The organism is Siminovitchia sp. FSL H7-0308, assembly GCF_037980985.1.
GTDB lineage: Bacteria > Bacillota > Bacilli > Bacillales > Bacillaceae_C > Siminovitchia > Siminovitchia thermophila.
The window spans coordinates 2,787,153-2,804,857 of record NZ_CP150282.1; the positions used below are offsets into that span (position 1 = coordinate 2,787,153).

At 42.2% G+C, this 17,705-nt stretch carries 18 protein-coding genes; 6 read left to right on the plus strand and 12 right to left on the minus strand.

Features of this window, described 5'->3' with window-relative positions; genetic code table 11:
- Positions 1-10: 10 nt before the first annotated feature.
- The gene (locus MHB50_RS13320; RefSeq protein WP_205177873.1) at positions 11-2,008 is read right to left on the minus strand and encodes a glycosyltransferase; all 1,998 of its coding nucleotides are present in this window, start codon (positions 2,006-2,008) and stop codon (positions 11-13) included.
- A gap of 167 nt (positions 2,009-2,175) precedes the next feature.
- On the opposite strand from MHB50_RS13320, the gene MHB50_RS13325 reads away from it, so the two are divergent.
- Positions 2,176-3,141, plus strand: coding sequence for an MBL fold metallo-hydrolase (locus tag MHB50_RS13325; RefSeq protein ID WP_236016923.1), 966 nt, complete (start codon positions 2,176-2,178; stop codon positions 3,139-3,141).
- Here MHB50_RS13325 and MHB50_RS13330 read toward each other — a convergent pair.
- The 11 genes from MHB50_RS13330 to MHB50_RS13380 all read right to left on the minus strand — a co-directional run bounded on the left by MHB50_RS13330 (position 3,126) and on the right by MHB50_RS13380 (position 15,048).
- Positions 3,126-3,353: a hypothetical protein gene (locus tag MHB50_RS13330; protein ID WP_077109783.1), complete on the minus strand. Its 228-nt coding sequence runs from the start codon at positions 3,351-3,353 to the stop codon at positions 3,126-3,128. The two genes, MHB50_RS13325 and MHB50_RS13330, sit on opposite strands and share 16 nt — an antisense overlap.
- A gap of 83 nt (positions 3,354-3,436) precedes the next feature.
- The gene (gene glsA, locus MHB50_RS13335; RefSeq protein WP_077109782.1) at positions 3,437-4,366 is read right to left on the minus strand and encodes a glutaminase A; all 930 of its coding nucleotides are present in this window, start codon (positions 4,364-4,366) and stop codon (positions 3,437-3,439) included.
- A gap of 68 nt (positions 4,367-4,434) precedes the next feature.
- Positions 4,435-5,625, minus strand: coding sequence for a cytochrome P450 (locus MHB50_RS13340; RefSeq protein WP_077109781.1), 1,191 nt, complete (start codon positions 5,623-5,625; stop codon positions 4,435-4,437).
- Complete coding sequence (gene bioD, locus MHB50_RS13345; RefSeq protein WP_339164135.1) at positions 5,622-6,350, minus strand: dethiobiotin synthase; 729 nt, start codon at positions 6,348-6,350, stop codon at positions 5,622-5,624. Before bioD ends, MHB50_RS13340 begins: the two co-directional genes overlap by 4 nt.
- Positions 6,347-7,519: an 8-amino-7-oxononanoate synthase gene (gene bioF, locus MHB50_RS13350; RefSeq protein ID WP_340085339.1), complete on the minus strand. Its 1,173-nt coding sequence runs from the start codon at positions 7,517-7,519 to the stop codon at positions 6,347-6,349. The genes bioD and bioF overlap by 4 nt, the downstream gene beginning before the upstream one ends.
- Positions 7,509-8,855, minus strand: coding sequence for an adenosylmethionine--8-amino-7-oxononanoate transaminase (gene bioA / locus MHB50_RS13355; RefSeq protein WP_077109778.1), 1,347 nt, complete (start codon positions 8,853-8,855; stop codon positions 7,509-7,511). Before bioA ends, bioF begins: the two co-directional genes overlap by 11 nt.
- Entirely contained in the window at positions 8,852-9,622 is a 771-nt protein-coding gene (bioW, locus tag MHB50_RS13360; RefSeq protein WP_077109777.1) for a 6-carboxyhexanoate--CoA ligase, read from the minus strand. The genes bioA and bioW overlap by 4 nt, the downstream gene beginning before the upstream one ends.
- A 1,487-nt stretch (positions 9,623-11,109) precedes the next feature.
- Positions 11,110-11,961 (minus strand): STAS domain-containing protein, encoded by an 852-nt coding sequence (locus MHB50_RS13365; RefSeq protein WP_077109776.1) that lies wholly within the window; start codon positions 11,959-11,961, stop codon positions 11,110-11,112.
- Between the two features lie 193 nt (positions 11,962-12,154).
- Entirely contained in the window at positions 12,155-12,766 is a 612-nt protein-coding gene (locus MHB50_RS13370; protein ID WP_077109775.1) for a response regulator transcription factor, read from the minus strand.
- A 1-nt stretch (position 12,767) separates the two neighbouring features.
- Positions 12,768-13,904 carry a sensor histidine kinase gene (locus MHB50_RS13375; protein ID WP_077109774.1) on the minus strand — a complete coding sequence of 379 codons (1,137 nt, stop codon included), beginning with the start codon at positions 13,902-13,904 and terminating at the stop codon, positions 12,768-12,770.
- Positions 13,905-13,998: 94 nt separating this feature from the next.
- Complete coding sequence (locus MHB50_RS13380; RefSeq protein ID WP_077109773.1) at positions 13,999-15,048, minus strand: fatty acid desaturase; 1,050 nt, start codon at positions 15,046-15,048, stop codon at positions 13,999-14,001.
- 207 nt (positions 15,049-15,255) lie between these two features.
- Between MHB50_RS13380 and MHB50_RS13385 the strand changes: the two genes are divergently transcribed.
- From MHB50_RS13385 to MHB50_RS13405, 5 genes are all read left to right on the plus strand, one after another.
- A complete protein-coding gene (locus MHB50_RS13385) occupies positions 15,256-15,447 on the plus strand; it encodes a YbxH family protein (RefSeq protein ID WP_077109772.1) in 192 nt (63 codons plus the stop codon).
- 313 nt (positions 15,448-15,760) lie between these two features.
- Positions 15,761-16,084 carry a PadR family transcriptional regulator gene (locus tag MHB50_RS13390; protein ID WP_077109771.1) on the plus strand — a complete coding sequence of 108 codons (324 nt, stop codon included), beginning with the start codon at positions 15,761-15,763 and terminating at the stop codon, positions 16,082-16,084.
- Between the two features lie 5 nt (positions 16,085-16,089).
- Complete coding sequence (locus MHB50_RS13395; protein ID WP_077109770.1) at positions 16,090-16,755, plus strand: DUF1129 family protein; 666 nt, start codon at positions 16,090-16,092, stop codon at positions 16,753-16,755.
- 21 nt (positions 16,756-16,776) lie between these two features.
- Complete coding sequence (locus MHB50_RS13400; protein ID WP_253191843.1) at positions 16,777-17,100, plus strand: hypothetical protein; 324 nt, start codon at positions 16,777-16,779, stop codon at positions 17,098-17,100.
- The gene (locus tag MHB50_RS13405; RefSeq protein ID WP_340083896.1) at positions 17,088-17,528 is read left to right on the plus strand and encodes a hypothetical protein; all 441 of its coding nucleotides are present in this window, start codon (positions 17,088-17,090) and stop codon (positions 17,526-17,528) included. The genes MHB50_RS13400 and MHB50_RS13405 overlap by 13 nt, the downstream gene beginning before the upstream one ends.
- Positions 17,529-17,705: the final 177 nt, after the last annotated feature.

The following is a 17,705-nucleotide window of genomic DNA, read 5'->3' on the forward strand; positions in this document are numbered from 1 at the left end:
GCTCCCTGCCTCAGGGAGCGTTTTTCATCTGAATTTCCTGCAAAATATCCCGGAATTTTGCAATGGATCTGGTGTAAAAAAGTTTTGGCCGCCGCTTAAAGTCGATCTGTTCCTTACGTCCCGACCTATATATTTTTATGCGGGGGCCATCTTCGTGTTCCAGGAAGCGGAGCACCGCTCTCCCCATATTCTTTTTTACTTTCGGAATATCCGCCCCCTTTTTTATCACTGGCTGAATCATTCTATGATCGTTTAAACAAGATACACAAACAAAGACATCCCATTTTCCTTTAGGAAGATTCATACACGAAAGACGCCCCTTAAATTCGGCTGTCCCCTTATCCAGCCAACGCATCTCAAGTGGAACACATATGTCTTCCAGCCGCTTTTTCCGTCTTAATTGCAATGCCAAAGAGATATCCTGTTTGATGAACTTTTCCTTGACCTGAACGCGCCCCTGTAAAACAATCTCTTTTGCATTCGGATATGATACTTGTTCCAACTCGCAATCAATTTTTCCAAGTCTGATACGCCTGTCTTTTTGCTTTACCGCTTCTTCAAAAACAGTCAACCACTTTTCCGCGATCACTTCCCCGCAATGTGTTTTACTGGCCTTTTGCGCCGCGAGGCTGAGAGCGCGACGCTTTTCCTTGTTCAAAAACAGTCCAGTCATGGCCTCCGCCAGTCCGTTGATGTGATCTGCTTCGACAAGAAGCCCGTTTTTTCCATGTTCAATCAAATCAGAGGGACCATACTTGCAGTCATAACAAATGACAGGCGTGCCCGCTGCCATACTTTCCACGATCGCCATGCCAAAAGCTTCGGATTTGGAAGTCATAATCGAGAAAGCCGCCCGCCTGAATACCTTAAAAGGCTGGTGTGTAAATCCCATTACAAATACATGGTTTTCCAGCTTTAACCTTTTGATTAACGCTTTGTACTTGGCTTCGTCCTTTCCAAACCCCCAAATTTCCAGTCTTGCTTTTGGTACTTGTTTCACCACTTTCTTGAACGCCTTAATGGCATGCGGGATTTGCTTGATTCTTTGAAATCGTGACAGCATCACCGCTGTATAAGGATCATATTCACCCTTTATGTCCTCATTCATGACCGCTGGATGACCAATGACATGAATGGTCGTCCTGTCTCCGAACCTTTTGCGAATATCTTCCGCCTGGCTTTCTGTCAGCACAATCAGCCCATCGAGATTGCTCAATTGGTATAACAGATTGCCGTTTCTTGGCACAAGACTACTGCCATATTCAAACGGAAACTGCAAATGATTGCTATGAAGAACGGCGAGTTTGGCAATTTTTGGATTTCGAATGGGAAAAAGCACCCTGTCGGAAAAGCGGCTGTCCGAAACCAACACCGCCGCTTCATCTTGTTGAACGATCGCGTTGATAAAGAATTCCCGGTAATCTCTTACCGCCCGAAAGGCTTTCACTTGTTTTCCGTTGCGGTCGAACCAATAACACCCTGCCGACTTGCCGGTCACCGGATGAAAGAGCCGTTTAAAAAAAAGCCGTCCGTTCTTTGTAAAGAACATTTCTTTCGTTATCTCGGATGTTTTCGGGTCATAATGCGCCACTTGCCGAACATTTCCATACTGATCAAAAAGAATTCTCTTTTCTTTTTTCCTTTTACCGGACAAACAATTGATCGCATGCAAACGATTTTCCTTAAACTCTTTCTCGAGCCGATAGTTTCCGTAACGAAGCGCTTGCTTTCGATAGCTCTGCCCTTTTTCAACAGGGATATCATCTTCACCGCTTTGCTTTTCAAAAAATTCATATACATTGAAATGGCCTATCTTCCTGTTCCAAAGCCCAATAGAACAGTAATGCTCGATCACATCTCCATAATCGGGATTAAAATCGAAAGTGATAATGCCTATTTCTTTTCCCTGCCCGGACAATAAAGAAGCTCTTTGGATCATTGCCCTCGTCATGCCCCCTCTTTGGGTTTCGATCGAGTGAGTCATAAAGTAGACGCCATAATTATTCACATGATTTCACCTATCATTCCATAGCATTGATATATTAACCTTTATAGTCAACAAAAGAACAAAATAAACGGATATCCACGTGATTGAACTTGGCATCCACAAACGTTTACAATAACATCATAGGAAAGTGCTTCAAGATAATACGAGCCAATAAGGAGTGACAGTATTTGCCAATCGTACAACATATGGACATTTTTCCGATTCATGTACCAGTTTCATCATCTTTGCGATCCATTAACTTTTACCTCGTACAGAGCGGACAATCCCTTATACTGATCGACGCCGGATACAACAATGACGATTGTCGGAAGGCGCTTGTCGATACTTTAAAGCAAAATGAATTTGCTTTAAAAGATTTGACGCATATCATTTTGACCCATCACCATATAGACCACGCAGGCCTTGTCAATTGCCTAACCGCGGAACACCCAATTCCTGTATATGCGCACCCACTTTCTTTTCCAAGATTAAAAAGAGCGTCCGTTTTTTTGCAAATGCGAATACAATTTTTTCAAGAGCTATATGAAACAATGGGGTGCGGCCAACAAGGGAAGAAACAGATTGAACATTTGAAAAAAACAATGAAGGAAAACGAATCTCAAAAAATAACGGCGGAACTGGTTGAAGTTGGAGAAAACTTTGGAGATCATTTCGAAGTGCTGGAGGTACCCGGGCATGCCCCAGATCAAATCGCTCTTTATGACCGTAAACAAGAGCGGCTTTTTGCCGGAGATTTATTAATCAGCCACATCTCCAGCAATGCCCTTGTCGAGCCTGATGAAAACGGAAAGAGAATTCCCTCCTTGTTGATCCATATCGATTCTTTGAAAAAATGCTTGTCGCTATCGCTTGAGCAAGTCTATTCAGGTCATGGGAAAGTCATCCAGCAACCAAAAGAATTGATACAAAAAAGACTGGATGGAATAGAGAAAAAAGCGGAGCGCTTTTTAACATTGATCAAGGGTGGGAAAAGAACGGCCAACGACATTGCCGAAACGTACTATAAAGATGTTTACGACCAGCAGTTTCCGCTTGTCATGTCAGAGGTGATTGGACATTTGGATTATTTGGAACAGCGGGAAAAGATACAAAAAGAGAAAGTGCATGGCATTTGGCGTTATACTTCCTCATAAATCTGCTTTCTTTGGCCAAACGGCGCCACCGAAAGGATATTTTCTCTTTTAAAAGTCCGACATTGTTTTTTAAAGTAACAGTACGCCTTAACAGTCGTTTCAGACACAAATAGGACTTTAATGACACGCTGGGAAAGCTGATTATTTTCCGACAAATAGATGATTTCCAGCCTTTCTCCTGACAACGCAGCACGCATGAGCAGCCTTTTCATTTGCATCACCCCGAACTTTTGTTTGTGTATATTATATGCAAACAAATGTTCTTTATTCAAGTGGAAAATGTTGTTATCAAAGTTTAAAACATGCTTAAACGGTAAGCTTTTGCTAACAGCTCCAACAGCTTGATACCTGCCGCACTGTTCCCCTTTTCATTCAATGCGGGACCAAAAATGCCGATCCCGCAAACCCCCGGAACAGCGCCCATGATCCCGCCGGATACGCCGCTTTTTGCCGGAATTCCGACTTTAATCGCAAACTCTCCGGAAGCATTATACATCCCGCATGTCACCATAAATGTTTTACAGATACGGGCAACTTTGGGCGGCATAATCTGTTTTCCACTCACCGGATCCAGGCCGTTCATCGCGAACACCATTCCGATTCTGGCCAGTTCAAGACAATTCATTTCTATCGCGCACTGCTTCGTGTACAGATCAATCAGTTCTTCCACATCTTCCTGAATGACACGATGCTGTTTTAAAAAATAAGCAAGGGCACGATTTAAAAAAGATGATTGATATTCAGACAAAGCAACTTCTTCACTGAAATCAACCTGGCTGTTATCCGCCATTTCCCGTGTAAAGGAAAGCAATGATTGTAACCGGCCTTCAACACCGTTTCCTTTTAGCAAGTGCGTAACGACTAACGCGCCGGCGTTGATCATTGGGTTTAAAGGCTTGGCTGGCGACATTGTTTCCAGTTTGGCGATCGAATGAAACGGATCCCCAGTCGGCTCCATGCCCACACGCGAAAACACCTCTTTTTCTTCCCTGTCCATGAGGACGAGCGCCAGGCTTACGACCTTGGAAATACTTTGCAGTGTTATCTTTTTTTCAATATCACCTGCCGATACGCATGTTCCATCGGGATAAAAAATAGCAATCGATAAGCTATGGGGATCCGCTTTTGCCAGTGCCGGAATATATTCCGCAACTTTTCCATGTTTGGCAGCTTCCCTTGCTTCTTTTACAAATTCTATTAATTCTTCGTTCGAGCGACACAACATATTCATCACCAATAGCAGTATGATCAAAAAGCGCGTGATCCAACCGCTCATTTAAAAAATCGAGATCGCTACGAGCGTAAAATAACAGGTAGTTCCGACAATGACCGAAATCCGATCAACTTCCTCCACCGCGGCTTGGAATCGGATAATCGAAGACCCGGCATGCGCTGTAATAGTATTTGAATTGCGATTTGAGCTTCCATTCGCGCCAGTGACGCACCTATACAAAAGTGAACACCATGTCCAAATGCCAGATGAGGGTTGGGTTTCCTCGTCATATCAAATACATCGGCCTTGGCAAATTTCTCTGGATCCCGGTTTGCCGCCCCTAAAAGAACATATACATGGTCACCTTTTTGAACGATAGATTCCCCCATTTTTATATCTTCTGATGCCACTCGGGCTGTCATCTGTGTAGGGCTTTCATAGCGAAGAACTTCCTCTATCGCCGTTTCGATCAGTGCTGGATTTTCTTGTAATGCCTTATACTGCACCGGATGATTCAATAAAACGAGGACAGTATTACTAATCAAGTTTACCGTCGTTTCATGTCCGGCTATCATCAGCAAAATGCATGTTGCCAGCAATTCTTTTTCAGATAATTCGCTGTCCTGCTTTACGAACATGCTAATCAGATCATCTTTGGGAGCTCTTTTCTTCTTGTTGATTAATCTCTGAAAATAATCCAACAACACACCAATGGTTTCGTCGCCACTTGCCAATATATGTCTGGTGCGGGTAAAATCAATCGTTCGGATTAAACTGGCCGACCATTCTCTAAATAATGGCCGCTCTACTACCGGAACACCAATCATCTTTGCGATCACCAGACTTGCCAGAGGAAAAGCATAATCAGATACGACATCCATTTTGTTCTTTTGCTCTGCCTGATTAAGCAAATCATGAGCAGTTTCTTCTATATAATAGCGAATATGTTTCAGCTTGGAAGGTACAAAAGCCGCGCTGGCAAGTCCGCGCAAGCGCCTGTGGTCAAGCTCATTTTTAAACAACATCATATGATTTTGAACTTCTTTCAGGCGCTCATATTTTTTCGATGTGAGTGGAAGCGGTATCCGATTTTTAAACCTTGTGTCCAAAAGGACTTTTTTGACTTCCTCATAACCGGTCACATACCAACCCGGATATGGAAACGAATCCAGCTTGTATAACGGCCCCATGGAACGCATCTCGTCATAAAACGGATAAGGATTGTCTATAAACTCCGCGGAAGTAAGTGAAATTGACTGCTTTGTCGTCATGTCAAACGCACTTCCTGATCAGAAGCCCCGTCTACTTTCAAGCGGCTTAGCAATAATGGCATATCCAAGTAAACTTGAATCATGCTTTGAACCTTTTCCTTCGTGACTTTTTCAAGCTTCGGCAGCATGCCTAAAATGGGCACGCCACACATATCCTCCATCAATTTCGGGCTCGTTACCTCGGCAATATCCGGGTGCTCACTTCTACCATTAATGACGATGCCGGCAATGGGAAGACCCATGCTTTTGGCGTATTGAACCGTTAAAAAAGTATGATTGATTGTCCCAAGATTGGGCCGGGCTACAATTAACAACGGCAACTGTAAAGCTTTTATCAAATCACTCACCAAAAAGTCTTCGCCGAGCGGTACAGAAATGCCGCCCGCGCCTTCCACGATAAAAAATTCATGCTTTTCTTTCACTCTCTCCCAATGAGCGAGCACATCTTCAAGAAACATCTTTCTCTCTTCCAGGCGTGCCGCCACGAGCGGGGCGAGAGGTTCCGCAAATTCAAATGGGGTAATCTCCTCATGGGATAGCGTTGTTTGCGACATTTGTTTCAACAAGCTCGTATCACTCTCGGCATGTTCACGCGAAATACCGCTTAACAGCGGTTTATATACGCCAACATCCAGCATTCGTTCTTTTAACACTGCCGCAATCCCGCAAGAAACAATTGTTTTTCCAACTCCGGTATCTGTCCCCGTTACAAATATTCCTTTCATTTGATAATCCTCAACTCTCTTCCTATAAAATCAAACACCTTTAACAAGTATGTTATTTCTTTTACATCATGGTCGGCGGTCACTGTCAGCCGAATACGGCTTTCCCCTGCCGGTACGGTTGGCGGACGGATGGCTGGCGCGTATATTCCTTTTTCCTGCAATTTTTTGGAAAATGTAACTGCCGTTCTGTCATCACCAATGATCACGGGAATAATCGCAGTATTTTCCCCTTTGACTTGGTACCCCAAACTACATAATCCCGTTTTCAACTTCTTGATGTTGTAATAGAGATGTTGACGCTTTTCCCCCTCCTGTTCGATGATCCCCAAAGCAGTATACGAAGCCGCACAGCTTGCCGGAGGAATGGCCGTTTGAAAGATAAATGTTCTGGCGTGATTGATTAAAAATTTAATGAAGACATGAGAACCGGCGGCAAAGCCACCTTCCGTACCGACAGCTTTGCTTAAAGTGCCAATCACTATGTCAGGTAATACGCCAAAATATTCACTCGTCCCTCTGCCATTTTTCCCCACAACACCAGTGGCATGAGCATCATCGACAATCACATAGGCATCATAGCGGTTGGCAAGCTCGCTGATCCGGTCAAGAGGCGCTATCGTGCCATCCATGCTAAAGACACCGTCTGTCACGATAAACCGCCGTTGATAACAAGCCGTATCAATCAGTTTTTTTTCCAGATCCTCCATGTCGACATGTTGGTAAATAAGTGTTTCCGCCCTGGATAGCCTGCAGCCGTCGATAATGCTGGCGTGATTATATTGATCACTTAAAATGACGTCTCCTTTTCCCGGCAATGATGACAAGACACCGATATTCGCTAAATATCCGCTTGAAAAAAGCAGAGCGGCTTCCGTTTGCTTAAAGTCCGCAATTCTTTTTTCCAATTCTTGATGCCAATCAGAATTTCCTGTCGTTAACCGTGAACCGCTACTTCCAACCCCATATTGATTCAATGTGTTCAGCGCGGCGGCAATTACCCGTTTATCATTCGCAAGCCCCAAATAGTTATTGGATGAAAAGACGATTTGCTTTTGTCCATCTACCATCATTTCGGGCTGGGGAGCCGTCTCCATTGTTCGGAGCTCCCGGTACAACCCGGCGGCTTTTACCTCGTTTAAGCGGCCATGCAGCCAGCCATCAAACGGCAACACTTGTCACCTCATGAATGGCTTTTTTCATAATGGCGATCATTTCCTCAAGCTCCTCGACGGTACTGGCAAGTGGCGGCATGAAGACGATCGTATTACCGAGCGGCCGTGTCAACATACCGAGTTCCCTCATTTTTAGAGAAACACGATAGCCGACTCTTTTTTCATTAGGAAAAGGTTCCTTCGTTTCTTTGGATGCGACAAGCTCGACACCGCACATAAAACCGAGCTGTCTAATATCTCCAACGTGTGGAAGTGTATACAACGTATCGAGAAGCCGTTCCAGCACCTTGGCCTTCTTGGCCACCTCGTCAACAATATTTTCGGTTTTCAATAACCGCAAATTTTCAAGGGCGACTGCGCACCCGAGCTGATTTCCTGTATACGAATGACCATGGAAAAAAGTCTTCATTTGATCATAATCATCGTAAAAAGCTTCGTAGATTTTTTCGGTGGTGAATGTTGCGGCAATCGGCAAATACCCTCCCGTTATACCTTTGCCGACAGCCATAAGATCCGGCTGGACATGTTCATGTTCACAAGCAAACATTTTTCCTGTTCGTCCAAATCCGGTCGCCACCTCGTCGACAATCAGCAAAACATCATATTTCGTGCACAACTCACGCACACCTGACAAAAATCCTTCAGGCATCACAATCATCCCGGCGGCCCCCTGAATCATCGATTCTATGGAAAGTGCCGCAATCTCCTCATGCTTTTCAATCAGAAGCTGTTCAAGCTCATACAGGCATTCATCGCGACACTGATTTGGATCGCCGCTTTCAGAACGATAAACGTATGGAATGGACGACTTGTAACTGTCAAACATCAACGGCCCGTAGACTTGATGAAAAAGCTCAATGGAACCGACGCTTACAGCACCAATCGTATCTCCGTGATAGCCGTTTTGCATGGCGATAAATTTCTGCTTCTCCGGCCTGCCGATATTGATCCAATATTGAAAGGCCATTTTCAGGGCAATTTCCATGGCTGTTGCCCCGCTGTCTGAATAAAAAACACGCGTCAAATTCTCGGGGCTGATTTCAATCAGCTTTTCGGCCAGTTCCGTTGCAGGAACATTTGTCATACCGAGCAGCGTGGAGTGGGCAATTTTTTCAAGTTGGTTCTTGATCGCTTCGTCCAACTCTTTTTTACGGTGCCCATGCACATTTAGCCAAACAGAAGAAAAGCCGTCATAATACTCCTTCCCAAATATGTCTTTTACTTTTACTCCATTGCCGCTCTCGATGATGAGGGGATCATGATCATAATCTTTCATTTGCGTAAAAGGCAGCCATAAATATTTCTTGCTTTTGTCAATGATTGCTTTTGTCATTTTTCTACCTCCCATTGAATCATTACAGGCTGATGTTCCAAATAATGTATGTAAGAATCCACATCTTCCTTGCCGTCAATAAAAAAGATCCGGCACCCCTGTTCATCCCCATATTCTTTTAGTTGGGTGATGCGCTGATAGCCAAGGGTTTTACTTGCCACATAACCAGTTATATAATCCGGATCATCTGACCAGCACAACTCCGCCACCGCGACTCGATGTTCACATACCTTTGTGGCAAGAGCAAGCGCTTCTTTTATCCTTGAGTGGAGGGGCATATGATGACAGCCAGCCCATTTTTCATAATGTCCGTTCTGCCAATCCATTCTGGAAGCCCGCACCCCTTTTTCTCCCCTGTCATCCAGCCGTTTTCCTGAATGAACATCAATCAACATGGCCCCTCTCATGCTTGAATATTGCGAAACAAGCCTATCGGCTTCATCAATGATGTTTCTTGGAATTCCTGATTGTTCCAGCAAACTCCATGCCAGCGCTCGTCCTTCCTTTGCACTTTTCACCTTATTCGTCGTCACGCTCAAAGGTTCCACGCGCTTTGCCGGTTCCTCAATGCATTCAAATTGAATTTGCATAAAGTCCGGTTTGCCTTTTGAATGAACCAATCCTTTTTCAAGCAAATACATAACCGCCTGTTGTATATCACTGTAAGCTGCCAGCATCTCTCCACCAGAAACATGAGTGCTGCCTCGTTCATGTGCCCCACCCTTGGCCGCCCTCATTCTAACACTGAACAGCTCTTCCCTTTTCATCGCATTCTCCCCCTTTCCACACTCTATTGTTAACCATTATGGAAATATAGTTAACAATAAGGATTGTATGTCTCAAATGGCTATCTGTCAATACGGCAAAACAAAATGAGGAAGAAAAGCAGTAAAGGAAAAGAGGGAGATAATACGGAAGGAAAGGTTTTTTCTTGTGTACGAGATAAAAAATAATTGTTAACATTTTTCTGTTTATCGTAAACATTCAACCGGTTATAGTCTAGTAAATTGAAAAAGTTATAAAATTCTTTTTTTCATGCAACCAATTGGACTCTCTCCTAAAATCGCCAAGGGGGTAGTGGAGTGGGATCATGAAAAGCCTTGGTCATAAGGGCAAAAAAGGAGACGACGAGGAGGATATTTCACTTATAAAGCAGGGCCGAACAGCATTGTTAAGCAATGAAGACGGTGTGTTTGATCTGATGTAAGAAACTATTATCGGAAAGAGCTGTTCCGAGTAACCAAACGTAACGGCGACATATGGAAAATGCAGGATTAAACATCGGGTATTCATGCTTCCGAAGCTTATGCTAATCCAACATCATTCAACCTGGCTTTTTCATGGGAAGGGATATATATGAGGCTGAAGATACCTTTGCATATCGAATGAAAGTCAGCGATGAAACGGACAATGAGTATCAAGCAAAAGGATCTCAGATGAGTCCATAAAACATGATTTTTTTACTTATCTACTTCAAAAACTTAAGCTAGTATTAGAAATATAGGATAAGGGGAATTGTTGAAACAATAGCCAGCCCGAAAAAAACCCCTAAATTTGTGTTAAGACAGCGTTCGGAATTTTTTATAAATCCGACTGTAGTACACTTTGAACCGTAATACCCCTACGCAAACAAATCAAATTCCCTGATCACAAAACTTGGAACATCGCCTTATGGTAAAAGGAAAAATGGCATGATTTAAACGCGGAAAATTCAGTCTTATTTTATGATGAATTGGAATGGAATTTGGGAAGTTATATCATCTAGTGAAATTCGGAGTACACATGCGCCAATACTTTGGGGATCGGAAACGAAAGTTCTTTAAAATACGCCTCGCGAAAAATTTCACTGTAAAAAAACTATTTTACGAAAGTCAGAATATTAGGTTAGTCCCTGGTGCGGGGAGCTTCTCATTCAGTTACCATGGTTTATTAGGTAAAAAGAGATCATGATATATTTGCCCAAAAATTACGGAGGCTTTGCCATTGTATGTTGAAAGAGCTTGATAGACTTCCTCGGTAGAGCCAGATTCGCGGGGGTATCTGGCTCCCCTTCATACTGGATGAGGCTCCCTATCATGAGAATGTTAGTTGCGCATTCACCGGTGGAATATCTTACATCTGCACCGAAAGGAACCGCTATAAAGTCACAACGGTTGCAAATCATTCGTGAATGAGGGAAAGTATCCACTTGCTGATTGAAGTTTTAACAGCTCCCTTATTGCGAACGGTGGACAATGAAGAGCAGTACACCTTATTATTCCGCGACGATTAAAAACTCTTCCGCCAGCACTTGCTGGAGTGACCCATATGTATCGATTGAACTGAAATCCAATCCAAGTTGTATGGCCGTTTGGGCAATTTCGGGACGGATTCCTGTAATTCTCGCTTGAATCCCCAATAAATCCAAAATTTGAGCCATATCATATAATTGGTGAGCAACCATCGTATCAATAATCGACACGCCCGACAAGTCAATGTATAAACGCGTAATCCCAATATCAACACTTTTTTTAGGAACATATTCAAGAATCTTCTTTGCCCGATATGTATCAATATCGCCAATAAGAGGGAGCACTCCGGATTCTGAAGTTATTTTTATGACGGGAGTACTTAGCTCATCAATCAAATTGAGCTGTGCAGTAAGCCGATTCGTCATTAATTTAAAATACATTTCGGAGAATTCGACATACAATTCATCAAACGCCAGATGAATAACTTCCCCCCATCTTTGCAAATCTTCCTTCGTCACCACTTCTCCCTTTAAAGAAGAAAATTGCTTTACAAATGACCAATAAATTTTCCTGACTTTACTAAGTGCCCCTAACACTTCGTAAATCGGCGTATTGCTTTGGATTCTGCTCTTTGCAACGATTTGGGCCCATTTTTCCTTGCTTTCTTGAAATTGCTTTTCATCAGCCAACAAACTGCTGGCAATGGTTACATTCGTTAAACGATTTTGTTCTCTCAAAGTATGTTCCACTTCTTCGCCCGCATCGACAGAGTAGATGGAACCCTTCTCCTTTTTTCTAAGAGCGAGCCATTGATCGGAAATCGCATCCAGATGATCGATCAAATATCCGTAAAGCTCAATATCGATGTCGCTCATATAGGTAACCTCCCCATAACTAAGAAGTCTCGTTATCCATTATTATAACATAACAGAAATTGTAAACTCTTTAGGGAAATGCACGCAGTCCATAATTTTATGCAGAAACAACCATTCATTTAAACGTATACAATACGATCCTTCAGTATCATGAACTAAAAATTCACCAATTGGATCCAAAGCTGTTCCTATACTATTTAAACCATCCTTTTTCCTTAAACCTGGAAATCGCCTCAATCCGATTACCAACGCCCAGCTTTTCAAGAATCGAAGATATATAATTTCGGATGGTCCCCGGAGTCAAATATAGTTCTTTTGCAATCTCTTTCGTTGTTTTTCCTTCGGCGACAAGGGCAAGGACTTCACTTTCCCGCTCCGTCAGCGGATTTTCCATCTCCTCCCCATCACCATAAGCGATATCTATGAGCTCAGGTGCATACATGCGCCTACCATCCATAATCAAGCGAATGGCAGATACCAGTTCTTCAATTGGACTATCTTTCAATAAATACCCGCGTACTCCCGCTTTTCTGGCGCGCTCAAAATAACCCGCCCGTGCAAAAGTGGTTAAAATAATGACTTTACAAGTACTGCCTTTCAGCTCTTGGGCGGCTTCCAACCCTGTTTTTACCGGCATCTCGATATCCATAATACAGACATCCGGCTCCTGTTCTCTTACTAATCTGACCGCTTCTTCTCCATTTTTTGCCTGCCCAACGACTTCCATATCTTCTTCTATGTTCAGTAAAGAAGCAAGCGCACCCAGCATCATCCCTTGGTCTTCGGCGATCACAATACGAATCATATTAATCAGCCTCCTCCATTATATGCTTTAAGACAACTGGCACCCGAATAGTCAGCTTTGTTCCTTTTTCCCCTTCAATTTGCAGACTCCCATTTACAAACTCCAGCCTTTCACGGATTCCTCTTAAACCGCTCCCGTTTTGCATCTCTCCCCCACCTGCTAAACCAACTCCATTATCCTCAATACTAATGACAAATTCATTTGGCTGTTGTTCAAATGTAATGCGGCACGAAGTTGCTTGGCTATGTTTGACTACATTTGTCACCGCTTCTTTTAGGCACATGCTTACAACACTTTCGACAATCGGAGGAATGTGATGGAAAGAAGGATCACCGGCAATGGTCAAGTCCATTTCAGCCGCTTGAAACATCTGTTTCGTCCTAAGCAACTCTTCCTTCAACTTTGTTGCCCGAATGTCGGCGACCAGCTCTCTTACTTCCCGGAGTGCCGCACTGGCAGTCTGGCGAATATCTTTCAGCTCTTTTTCAGCAGCATGAGGGTCGCGATAAATCAATTTCCCAGCCAAATCACTTTTCAAGCCGATCAGCGATAACTTTTGTCCTAAAATATCATGTAAATCCCGGGAAATACGCTCCCTTTCCTCTATAATCACAAGTTCCGAAATCCGCTCGTTGGCGTCCTCCAGCTGGCCTTCCAAGTTCATGTTTTTATTTCTGTAATATAAATTAAACGGCAACAGCACGGTCCCCAGGACAGAAATAACAATGAAATGAATCTGAGGAAGAAACAAATCCATATCGATAAAAAAGCCCGCAACAATCGCGCCGACCGTCAAGGCAATATGAAGTCCATACATAATGAAAAAGCCGACTGGATTGCGGATATTGCCGATGAAAAAAGCCGTAAATATGGCTAAATATACATATCCAAACAACAGTGTCATCACAATGTTGATGACAACTTCAAAACTGATCCACATATAAACGAGACCGCTTTTCGACTTATAGGAAAACCGGTAAGATAAAAAATACAATAGTAACAATGATATCCCAATGGAAATTTCTATGGGCGACGAGGATCTGAAGATAAAAAAGAACGGCAAAAAACAAAAAATAACCCACGCGTATATACTGATCCAGGGATTTTTCGGAAAAATGCTTAACCAACTGCTCTGCATTTGAAGTCACCGCCTCGTCTGATTGCCTTATTATTATATCATGAATCATGAAAAAGCCATTCCCAAGAAGCAGAATGGCTCATGAACACCCTCTTTATTTCGTATCAAAACTGACATGTTTTGTTTTTAAAGGAACGCGGTTCTTTTCAGCCTGAAGCTGACGATGCGCTTCTTTGAAAGTGACAAACATTTTCTTTTCAGGGTCATACAATCGGAACTTTAAAGACTCCAAGCTCGATTTTATCGTGATGGTCGTGGCATGATGAAGCGGAGGATTCTCGTTATGCGCCTTTTCCAGATGGTAATTCGGAACGCGGGGCGCCAAATGGTGCACATGGTGAAAACCGATATTTCCCGTCACCCACTGCAATACTCGCGGCAATTTATAATAGGAACTGCCCTCAACCGCCGCTTTTACATAATGCCAATCTGATTCTTCTTCAAAGTAAGAGTCTTCGAACGTATGCTGGATATAGAACAGCCAAATCCCTAATGCCGTTGCAACGAACATGATGGTCCCCTGGATGAGTGCAAAAGCCTGCCAACCAACGAGAATCGCCATGAAAGTATACATCACCAACACACAGGCATTCGTCAAATACGTATTGAACCGCTCTTTCCTTCTTGCGTCTTTCCTGTTTTTCCTGTTTATAATCAGCATTAAATACAAAGGACCCAACCCGAACATGACGAGCGGATTTCGATAAAAACGATACCATAGACGCTCCCATTTAGATGCTTCTTTATATTCATCAATCGTCATCACCCAAATATCGCCGACCCCCCTTTTATCAAGGTTGGAACTGGATGCATGATGAATAGCGTGTTCCCGTTTCCACTTTTCATATGGAAAAAGTGTCAATATTCCTGTAATCGTTCCGACGATATCGTTTGCTTTTTTACTTTTAAAAAAAGATCCGTGGGTGCAATCATGAAAAATGATAAATGTCCGTACCAAAAAACCCGCCGCAACGACAGCTAGTCCCAACGTCAGCCAAACCGATATGGATAAGCTTTGGTAGGCCAAAAACCATAAAATAATAAAAGGTAAAACTGTATTGATTATTTGCAAGATACTTTTCTTTTTATCAGATTTGGCAAAAACAGCAACTTCTTTGAATAATTTCCTTGTTTTTTCTTTCATCGAATCCTCCTCATGCTGATGAATTCATTTGTTATATCTAATGATAAGATTCTTCTTGCTTCTCGAAAAGACATAAACGTCATTACTTTGAGATGATAAACGTCATATATTGTGAATCACTTCACAATTTCTCCTGCATGACAGGTATTTTTGCCCGTTGTTCGTGAAATAATAACCAAAAAATATAACCTTCGGAGTTGATTAACATTGGGTGCCATCGAAAGGAACGGATTTATATTTGAACCTGAATATAGTGTCATTGAGCAAAATGGAGCCATTCATGTATACCATGAAGGAGAATTTATTGAAGAAATAAAGTTTACTTTTTCTGGAAAGTCCCCCGATCTTGACGGAATTGAGCGGCTCGTTGACGATTATTGCGATCAAAAAGGCATTTGATGTTTTTTAGCGTTAAGTATTGACAGCTATAGCGAAACATTTTACAATAAAAATAGCTACATTGTATAACAAAGTAGTTATTTTTTTATGACACTATCTCGCTTTGTCAAGTACCGGTCATGACATCTTTTTTATGATCAACTATCTTGTATGGCAATATAGCATCAAAGGAAGGTGCGTATATGTCTGTACATGGCAATGATAGTAGTTATTTTTTTATGACACTATCTTGCTTTGGCAAGTACCAATCATGACATCTTTTTTATGATCAACTATCTTGTATGGCAATATAGCAACGAAGGAAGGTGCGTATATGTCTGTACGTAGTCAATTGCTGAAAGGAATTTTAGATGGCTGTGTATTGGCAGTGATTGAAAAAGAAGCCGTATACGGCTATGAGCTGTCCAAAAAGCTGCAAGACATTGGCTTGCAAGATGTGAGTGAAGGCACTATTTATCCGGTATTATTAAGACTGCAAAAAAACGGCTTAATAAGAGGCGAAATGCGGCCATCCGATTCCGGGCCGAATCGGAAATATTATTTTTTAACGGATACAGGGCAGGAAACACTAACAACAATTATTGAGGAATGGCACCGCCTCTCTGGTCCTGTCAATACATTACTAAAAAGAAGGTGAAAGATATGAATGTTGACATGCTGATTGAAGAAAACAACAGAAAAAGAGAGTTGCTGACACCGGAAAATGAGAAATACTACGACGACATGTTGATATATATCCGCCTTCAATGGCGCCTTTCTGAACAGCAATCCGAAGAAGTGTTAATGGAAATCCTGGACCACCTCCTTCAAGGCCAGGAGGAAGGAAAAACGGCAAAAGACATGTTCGGCCATAACCCGAAGGCTTTTGCGGATGAAATAATAGAACAGCTTCCAAACGAGAAAAAGCGGGAAATCATCCCTTTTTATGCCAGGATCATTGGTAATATTGTCAGTTGGTCGTTAATAATTAGAGGGATTCTGCATTTGATTTTATCGCAATTTATTGAAGTCAATTCAGAAATCAATTTGTTTCAAATGGCTATGAGTTTCTTGGCTATCACATGCTTTGTCAGTTTTGCCACTTGGTTTATTTTGAGGCTTGTCCACAACTCTTTATTTAAAGAAAACCGAAACATAAAGCTGCATACGATAAAAGCCGGATTCGTTGGTGCGGCTGGTATGGCAGTCGTATTGCTTGTTGCCAAGTTCACCCCTGAGATCGGACCATCTTATAACTTGCCTTGGCAAGTATCGTTAATCGCGGGGGCTATCCTGTGGCTCATTTTATTTGTGGAAAAGAAACGGTAAAGAACTGGGGGGGAATCAACATTGTTATCAGACAAAAGCAAAGCATTTATTGAGAATCTGCGGCTTTATTTAGTGACATCCGGAAAAAAGCAAAAAGAAATAAATGAACTAATCGATGAATTAAAAGTTCATTTAATAGAGGCGGAAAAACAAGGGAAAAGTATCGACGAGATGATTGACTGTACGCCGGAACAGTATATGAACTCATTAAAAAGAGAAATGGATACAGACTATAAAAACCTTATCAAAAATGTGATAATTATTTTTGCAGGTGTTATTGCTTATTTAATCATGGGATCTGCCATCAAGGGGGAGAGTTCTCGCTCAATATCGTGCAAGTCATAGGTTTCCCACTCATCATCATCGCCGGCCTGCTTATTTATGTATTCTTTTTGCAACAGGCGGGAAAAAAGCAATTCTCAACCAAAAAATTATTTGTCATGGGCATGCTTGCCACCACAAGTGTCAATACACTCTTTATACTTGTATTGCTGGGAAGTACTCTCATTGTTGAACCTTTTTATATAGGAACCACTCTTGTCAATTGGATTGTTGTTGGTGTTTGTGCCAGTATTCTTATCATCCTTGCCATTTGGAGCAAGACTTGGTTCTCCATTTTGATCCCCGTCCTGCTGTTTATACCGGATATGCTTTTCCGCTTTTCAAATTTGAGTGATACAACTATTTTCATCATTGGCTTAGCATCTTTCATGCTTATTTTTATCTTCATGATCATCAACCTCCTTATTATGGATAAAAGAAAGAAGAGATGATCTTGAAGTTGATCACCGATTGGACTACATCATTTTTGATTCAAATGCCAACATTTCGTCCTATTAAGCCGAAATGTTGGCAAAAAAGAACAATATAGCGGCGGCGACTGTAAGTCATCGTATATTGCCGGGGAAATAATGTTGGCATTATTTTTGCAATATTAAGTAATTAGTTAG